This window comes from Vreelandella sp. L-15 (assembly GCF_056857635.1).
Genome location: NZ_JBSXNN010000014.1, coordinates 1 through 8,205 on the forward strand (window position 1 = coordinate 1; position 8,205 = coordinate 8,205).

An 8,205-nucleotide genomic window follows, 5' to 3' on the forward strand; every position below is an offset into this window, starting at 1 on the left:
TTATTGGATCTGACCAGGGTCAGAACCGGCATCACTGTCCCCGAATTCGGGGTAAGTTAATGGCATGAGCCGTATACGTGGTCCGTATGTACGGTTCTGTGAGAGGGATGAGGCGGAGACGCCTCACCCTACTCGCTATTAGTCACCATTATTTATCACTACGCTTTCATTCCCCAAGGGTTGTCGATATTGGTTGTTCAAGACAAACTTAGCCCAGGATTGGCTGCCGGATAGCCAGCTAGAGAGACAAAGCGCCCAGCAGGAGAGCGTATGGACGTTGAGCTATTAGAAATACGCCAGCACATGGGGCAGTTTCCCCCGTTTGATGGTTTGTCGGATGAGCTGCTGGACGCGATTGCCGAGCAGGTAGAGGTAAGCTACTTCAAAACGGGCAGCGATATTCTGGAGCTCAACGATACCCTCGACGAGCTTTGCTACATTCGCAGCGGCGCAGTTGAAGTCTATCGCCGCCAAGGGGAGCTTTATAACCGCCTAGGCGAGGGGGATATTTTTGGCCACTTTAGCCTGCTGCGTAACCACAAGGTGCGTTTTCCCGCCAAAGCTATTGAAGATACCTTGATTTACTTTATTCCCAATGAGGTATTTCAACGGCTATGCGAAGAGGATGATGACTTCGCTGACTTCGTCGAGTTGGAGCGTCCTCGATTAGAGACCGCCGCCGAGCAGCAGAAGAAGTCTAACGACATGATGGTGACCCGTATTCGTAAGCTGGTCACCCGTTACCCGGTGATGGTCGAATCCACCACCAGCGTACAACAGGCGGCCAAGCAGATTAGCGATGCCCAGGCCTCTGCGGTGCTGGTGATTAATGAAGGTAGCGATAACCCCCGTTACAGCTTCCAGGACAGCGAAGGCAAAACCTGGCAGATGTGCGGTATTCTGACTGACAGCGATTTCCGTACCCGCGTGGTGGCTGAAGGGTTATCGTCCAGCACGCCTATTGGCGAGGTCGTGTCGGAACGGCTAATTACCGTGCAGTCTGATGCTTCAATATATGAAGCAATGCTGACTATGCTGCGTAACAACGTGCATCACCTGCCGGTGCTTTACCGCCAGCGCCCGGTGGGGGTCGTGCACCTTTCCGATATTATTCGCTATGAAACCCAGAGCGGTCTTTATCTGGTGAGCAATATCTTCAACCAGTCCAGCGCCCAGGGGCTTGCCAAGCTAGCGCCAGACGTACGCGCCGCCTTTGTGCGGATGGTACAGGAGGGGGCCAACTCACAAATGGTGGGCAGTGCGCTTTCCACTATTGGGCGTAGCTTTACTCGACGGTTGTTAGAACTGGCAGAAGATACCCTTGGGCCGCCGCCAGTGCCTTATTGCTATATGGTCAATGGCTCCATGGCGCGTAATGAGCAGAGCATTGTCACCGACCAGGATAATGCGCTGATTCTCTCTGATGACTTCGTCCCCGAAGAGCACGACGAGTACTTCCATGCCCTGGCGGCGTTCGTCAGCGATGGCTTGGCCGCCTGTGGCTACACCTATTGCAAGGGCGATGTGATGGCGACCAATCGCCAGTGGCGTCAGCCGCTGTCGGTATGGAAGCGCTACTTCCAGGACTGGATGGCGAACCCAACGCCCGAGAAGCTGCTGCACAGCTCGATATTTTTTGATCTGGATAGCGTCTATGGGGAAGACCTGTTCGTTGAAACGTTGCAGGATTTGATTGCCCAAACCGCTCCCAAGTCGCCGCTGTTCCTGGCGGCGATGGCGCGTAATGCGCTTAATCGCACGCCGCCTTTGGGGTTCTTCCGCACCTTCGTGATGGAAAAAGATGGCAAGCACAACAACTCCATCAACCTAAAGCGGCGCGGAACGGCACCGATGGTGGATTTGATTCGCGTGCATGCATTGGCCTGCGGTTCCAAAGCGCAAAACTCCTTCCAGCGCTTGGACGACATCAGCAAAACCCAGCTGCTAGCCACCGGGGTGAGTGACAAACTCAGCTATGCGCTCGAGTTCTTGTGCATGTCGCGGATCCGTCACCAAATGATCGACCTGCAGGAAGAGCGTGAGCCGGACAACAATATCGAGCCGGAGAACGTGGAAGATAGCGAACGGCACACCCTAAAGGATGCTTTTCAGGTGTTGAGCAATGCTCAGAAGTTTTTGAAGTTCCGCTATCCCGTTCCCACCCAACGGCAGGGGCGCTGATATGCACGGCATACGACCGCGCCAAAAAGTTACTCAGGCCGACTGGGCGAGTTATATGGAAGCCCGCGCTGAGCGAGCTCAAGATGAGATGTTGAAGCGCTTTTTCAACACGCCCATGCCTGATCCTGATACGCCCTTGTCAGAAGTGCCCATGGTGGCGCTGGATATGGAAACCACCGGACTCGATGAGCGACGCCATGCGATCGTCAGCATTGGCGTCGTGCCGTTTACGTTAGGGCGTATATCCATGGCTCAGCGCCGTTACTGGGTAGTGAAACCGCCCCGTCCGTTAGATGAGGAATCGATAGCGTATCACCACATCACGCACTCGGAGATTGCCGATGCGCCAGACTTGGATAGCGTGCTAGACGAGCTGTTGGCGGTGTTGGCCGGGCGGGTCGTGGTGGTTCACTTTCGTAATATCGAGCGACCTTTTCTCGATGCGGCGGTGAAGGCGCGCCGTGGTGAGGGGGTGTTGTTTCCCATGATCGATACCATGTCGTTGGAAGCGCGGTGGCATCGACAAACACTGTGGGCGCGCTTTCGCCGCTGGCTGGGGCGTCCGCCGGTATCGATTCGCCTCAACGCCAGCCGCGAGCGCTACGGCTTACCCGTTTACCAAGGCCACCATGCGCTCATTGATGCTCTTGCCACTGCCGAGCTTTTGCAGGCGCAAATCGCCAATCGCTATAGCCCTGAGACGCCTTTAAAAGCGCTGTGGTGTTAGCGCTCGCACCTTCTTTGCATAATAAAACGGGCAGCCCTTGGGCTGCCCGTTGACGTCTTGCCGAGTTGAAGCTGTTACTTACACTGCTTTGGGCTCGCTCATCAAGCCTTTGATGATGGCGTAACACGCCACCAGCAGAATGATGGTGAACGGGAACCCGGTAGAGACGGCCATGGTCTGCAGTGCGGTCAAACCACCGCCCAGCAGCAGTGCAATGGCAATCGCGCCTTCGATGATCGCCCAAAATACCCGCTGAGGTTTGGGTGCATCTACCTTACCGCCTGCGGTAATAGAGTCGATCACCAGTGAACCGGAATCCGAAGAGGTCACAAAGAAAATAATCACCAGCAGAATGGCAATAAACGAGGTGATTTGTGACAGCGGAAGCTGTTCAAGCATGATGAACAGCTGAAGATCCACGCCCGCATCGCGAACAGCCTCAATCCCTTGGCTAACGTACTGATCAATGGCGGTGCCGCCAAAGGTGGTCATCCACAGTACCGAGACCACAGAAGGCACCAGCAATACCGAAACCAAGAACTCACGAACGGTACGGCCACGGGACACGCGCGCAATAAACATACCTACATACGGAGACCAGGAGATCCACCATGCCCAATAGAAGGCTGTCCAGCCTTGGCTAAAGTTGGCATCTTCGCGGCCAAATGGATTAGAGAGCGCTGGCAGATGTATTGCGTAGTTGAGCAAGTTTTCAAAGAAACCCGTTGCGATCAGAAGCGTTGGGCCAACGGCAATCACGAAGAAGAGCAGCAGTGCCGCCATTGCAATGTTAATTTTCGATAGCAGCTGAACACCCTTGTCGACACCGGCAACGATCGAGCCAGTCGCTATTATCGTGATACCGATGATGAGCAGAATCATCGTGATATCACTTTCCGGCGCGCCAAACAGATAGGTCAAGCCAGCAGCGGCCTGGGTGGCGCCCAGCCCCAGTGACGTGGCCAGACCAAACAGTGTGGCAAACACCGCCAGAATGTCGATCAAGTGGCCCGGCCAACCCCAAACGCGTTCACCCAGTAGCGGGTAGAACACCGAGCGCATGGAGAGCGGCAAGCCTTTGTTGAACGAGAATAGCGCCAATGACAGAGCCACCACGGCATAAATCGCCCACGGATGCAGACCCCAGTGGAAGATCGTTGCCGCCATGCCCAGCGCCGCTGCGCCTGCCGTATCGCCCTCAGCGCCAGCCAACGGTGCCCAGTCGCCACCCTCCAAAGAGGTGCCGAAGTGGGTCAGCGGCTCATTGACGCCAAAGAACATTAGCCCAATGCCCATACCCGCCGCAAACAGCATGGAAAACCAGCCGGTATAGGTAAAGTCCGGCTTGGCATCTGCCCCGCCAATGCGGATTTTACCTAGGGGAGAGACGATCAAACCCAGGCAAAGAATGACGAAGATATTGGCGGCCAAAATAAAGAACCAAGCCAGATTGCCGGTCAGGAAGCCAAAAACGGCGTCGTAGATCGGCGAAATCGTATCTTGCAGTGCCAAGGTGAGTATGACGAACAGCAGTACCACGAGTGACGAAATGGTAAATACCTTGCCGTGTAGGTCAAGGTTGAAGCCCATTGCACTCGTCGTAATGTTGTCTTGGCCGATCACATAATCGGTATCGATCAGGTTAGCCGGACCATCAGGGGCGGGGATGCCTTCTGATACCGGCTCATCAGCGGGATGCTTAGAGTCAGGATTATCCACGGGAGCCTCTCCATGTCGGACAGAAACCGCCAAACGCACCTGGATGGGCCAGCAGTTACCTTCTGGCCAATCACCAATGCGTTAGCAGGCGTGTATTACATCAGTAACAGTAGCAAACGTTGCTTAATCTTTGTTCAACGCGCGGGCACATTAGCACGAAAAAACGTCACATTTACAACGACGACAGAGGGCCGAAGCCCTCTGTCATTTAACGCTCGGGGCAGAGTATGACTAGCCGTTGAGCCACTGCTCGACCACGTCTTGATTCTCTTCTACCCACTGCTTGGCATTTTCGTAGGGGTCGCTGCCATCTTCTTGGTTCATCAGCATCACCTCGCCCATCTGCTCGGGCGTCCACTCGAAGGCATCCAGAATGGCGTAGGCTTCTGGCATGTCTTCTTCCAGACCGCTACGTACGACGGTATGGATCTGCTCGGCACCGCCGTAGACGTTTTCTGGGTCTTCGAGGTACTTCAGATCGAACCGAGCAAACATCCAATGCGGCGTCCAGCCAGTGACGACCACATCCTCTTCGTTTTGGATGGCACTGGCCAAAGCAGCCGTCATGGTAGCACCGCTGCCGCTGCGCAGGTTCAGCCCGAGGTCATAGGTATCCACGACCTCTTCGGTGAGTGCCATCAGGCCGGCACCGGGGTCAATACCGATGATCTCGCCGTTGAAGCTGTCGGCGTTGTCGTTCAGATCGGCGATGGAGTCCACGTCGGTGTACTCAGGTACGACCAAGCCGAGCTTGGTGCCATCCAGATTGGGGCCTAAGTCTTCGGTATTGTCACCGACACGCTCCATGTACTCTGCGTGAGTGGTGGGCAGCCAGGCGGCGACGATGGCATCGGCATCACCCGTGGAGAGGGCTTGGAACATGGCCGCTGCGGACAGCGAGGTCAGTTCCACCTCGAACCCTGCCTGCTCGAGAACCGCAGCAATGACGTTAGTGGAAGCGACTTCAGAGGACCACTCGACATAGGCCAAGTTGACCGTGCCTTGATCTTGGGCGTGGGCCATGCTGCCGGCAGCGAGACCTGTGCCAGCGAAGAGGGCTAATGAGGCGAGACGGATGCGGTGATTCAACGTACGAGTTTTCATTCACTTGCTCCCTGTTGATGGGCAGTGGCGAGCGCCACTGCAGTATAAATAGTGTGTTGTGGTTTAACGTAAATTACCTTTTGGCGCTTTCAGCATGGTCAATCATCACGGAGGGATCAAATGCCATGGTCAACGCAGCGCCGAGAGCGGCTATGAGCGGCGCGATTTGCGCAGCGACTGCGTCAGACGATCCAGCAGCATGGCTAGAATGACCACGGCAATCCCGGCTTCGAAGCCATCGCCAGGGCGCAAGCGCTGAATGGCACGCCACACTTCGCTGCCCAGGCCGTCTGCACCGATCATGGCGGCGATGACCACCATCGACAGTGCCAGCATGATGGTTTGGTTGATGCCCGCCATCACCGTGGGCAGCGACAGCGGCAACTGCACTTTGAACAGTTTTTGGCCTCGCGTGGCACCGTAGGCGTCGGCAGCTTCGATGAGTTCGGTCGGCACTTGGCGGATGCCCAGTGTGGTAAAGCGAATGGCGGGCGGCATGGAGAAGATGACCGTGGCAAAAATCGCCGACACCGAGCCAATGCCGAAAAACGGGATGGCAGGGATCAGATACACAAACGCTGGCATGGTCTGCATAAAGTCCAGCACCGGCATGATCACCCGGTAGAGCCGCTCCGATAGTGCGGCGGCAATCCCCACAGGCAGGGCGATGACTACTGCGACCAGCGTGGCAATCACCACCAGCGTCAGCGTCTCGATCATCGGGTTCCAAAGCCCTAGGTTCCAGATCAAAGCCAGCCCGGCAACCGCACCAATGGCCAGGCGAGTGCTGGCGAGTTTCCAGCACAGTAGTGCAATAATCGCCAGTAGCGCCCACTCGGGTAGCCACATTAGGCCATCGTTGAGGCTGTTGATCCCTGCCTGTGTCACGCGGGAAATGCCGCGGGTAACCACCGAATATTCACTTGTCAGCCACGTCAGGCCGCTTTCGATCCAGCTACCTAAAGGAATGCGTGTTATCTCCATTACTGTTCTCCTGCTCGTGCCAGTTCATCCAGGACTGCGCCTTTCACTACAACGCCCAGCAGGCGCTGCTGCTCATCCACCACGGCAATCGGGTAACTCTTTTCGCTAAACATGGCGAAGAGGTTTTGCAGCGGCTCGTCTGGCGGCACTTTGCGGAAATCTTGAGTCAGATGGTCGGTAATGGTCTCGGCTTTTGCCTCAATGGCGCGGCTGGCAGCGTCCGCTTCCAGCAGGCCTAACAACTGACGGTCACGGTCAGTGACGTAGATGGAGTCAATGCTGTGATCGCGCATCCGATGCAGCGCTGTACGTGGGCCATCGCTGTCGCGTGCGGTGGTGCGTACCGGGCGCATGGCGCTCTCGGCGGTCAGAATGCGCGAGCGGTCCACCCCTTCAATAAAGCGGCGGACGTAGTCATCGGCGGGCTTGGTCAGAATCTCTTCTGGCGTGCCAATTTGTACGACTTCACCATCTTTCAGCAGCACGATGCGGTCGCCGATATTGAGCGCTTCATCGAGGTCGTGGGTGATGAAGACAGTGGTCTTCTGCATTTTGCTTTGCAGCTGCAGTAGCTCTTGCTGCATATCCTTACGGATCAGCGGGTCGAGGGCCGAGAACGCCTCGTCCATTAAGAGCACGCTGGCATCGTTCGCCAGGGCGCGAGCAAGCCCAACGCGTTGCTGCATACCACCTGATAGTTGATTGGGGTAGGCGTCTTCCCAGCCTTCTAAGCCCACCTGCTTCAGCGCGTTATGAGCAATCGACTGGCGCTCCGATTTTTCGACGCCGCGAATTTCCAGGCCGAACTCGGCGTTCTGTTGAACCGTGCGATGGGGGAACAGGGCGAAGTTTTGGAAAACCATCGAGAAGTGGCGGCGGCGACACTCTAATAGCGCTTTCTCTCCCAATGTCGGGATATTTTCGCCATCAATAACGATCTCGCCTTCGGTGGTGTCGATTAGACGGTTAAGGCAGCGTATCAGCGTGGATTTACCTGAGCCGGATAGGCCCATAATCACCAGCAATTCACCTTCGTAGACATCGAAGGAGATATCGGATAAGCCTAAGGTTTGGCCCGTTTTCTCAAGAATTTCGGGGCGCTTAAGGCCCTGGTCGCGTAACTCGAGGGCTTTTTTGGGCTGTTTGCCAAAGACCTTACTCAAGCCGCGTACCTGAATTTTGACAGGGCGTGTCTCGTCCATCAGCGGTGCCTTTTGATTGAATGAGCAGCCTTGTGTCGTTACTCAATGCGCTTACCTGCGGCCTTTACGTGCTCTCTGCAAGCAGCGACACAAAACGGTTCATAAGTAGAAGGTTAGGTTATGTTTAATAAATTATTAAAAATTATTAGTAACTGTTTAGCTCACGCCGCCTGGTCCAGCTCTTCCCGCCGCATGAAGGCGGGCACCTCATCGGCAAACAGCTGCTCCAGTGCCGTGTGCGCCGCCAGGCCCTGTTTGACCGCGGTCGAGAGGAAGCTGCGCATCCGG

Annotated in this window: 6 protein-coding genes; 2 read left to right on the forward strand and 4 right to left on the reverse strand. The window is 55.8% G+C overall.

Features of this window, described 5'->3' with window-relative positions; all coding sequences use genetic code 11:
- Nucleotides 1-270: 270 nt before the first annotated feature.
- Both AC13CY_RS00650 and AC13CY_RS00655 read left to right on the forward strand, forming a co-directional pair.
- Complete coding sequence (locus AC13CY_RS00650; RefSeq protein ID WP_089676022.1) at nt 271-2,181, forward strand: DUF294 nucleotidyltransferase-like domain-containing protein; 1,911 nt, start codon at nt 271-273, stop codon at nt 2,179-2,181.
- A 1-nt stretch (nt 2,182) separates the two neighbouring features.
- Nucleotides 2,183-2,908 carry a 3'-5' exonuclease gene (locus AC13CY_RS00655; RefSeq protein WP_058577508.1) on the forward strand — a complete coding sequence of 242 codons (726 nt, stop codon included), beginning with the start codon at nt 2,183-2,185 and terminating at the stop codon, nt 2,906-2,908.
- 78 nt (nt 2,909-2,986) lie between these two features.
- Here the strand turns inward: AC13CY_RS00655 and AC13CY_RS00660 are convergent, their stop codons facing one another.
- The 4 genes from AC13CY_RS00660 to AC13CY_RS00675 form a co-directional block, all read right to left on the reverse strand.
- Complete coding sequence (locus AC13CY_RS00660; RefSeq protein ID WP_483052181.1) at nt 2,987-4,627, reverse strand: BCCT family transporter; 1,641 nt, start codon at nt 4,625-4,627, stop codon at nt 2,987-2,989.
- A gap of 231 nt (nt 4,628-4,858) precedes the next feature.
- Nucleotides 4,859-5,731, reverse strand: a complete 873-nt coding sequence (locus AC13CY_RS00665; RefSeq protein ID WP_058577510.1) for a glycine betaine ABC transporter substrate-binding protein — start codon at nt 5,729-5,731, stop codon at nt 4,859-4,861.
- Nucleotides 5,732-5,881: 150 nt separating this feature from the next.
- Nucleotides 5,882-6,715 carry an ABC transporter permease gene (locus AC13CY_RS00670; protein WP_058577511.1) on the reverse strand — a complete coding sequence of 278 codons (834 nt, stop codon included), beginning with the start codon at nt 6,713-6,715 and terminating at the stop codon, nt 5,882-5,884.
- Nucleotides 6,715-7,917: a quaternary amine ABC transporter ATP-binding protein gene (locus tag AC13CY_RS00675; protein WP_062362944.1), complete on the reverse strand. Its 1,203-nt coding sequence runs from the start codon at nt 7,915-7,917 to the stop codon at nt 6,715-6,717. Before AC13CY_RS00675 ends, AC13CY_RS00670 begins: the two co-directional genes overlap by 1 nt.
- Nucleotides 7,918-8,205: the final 288 nt, after the last annotated feature.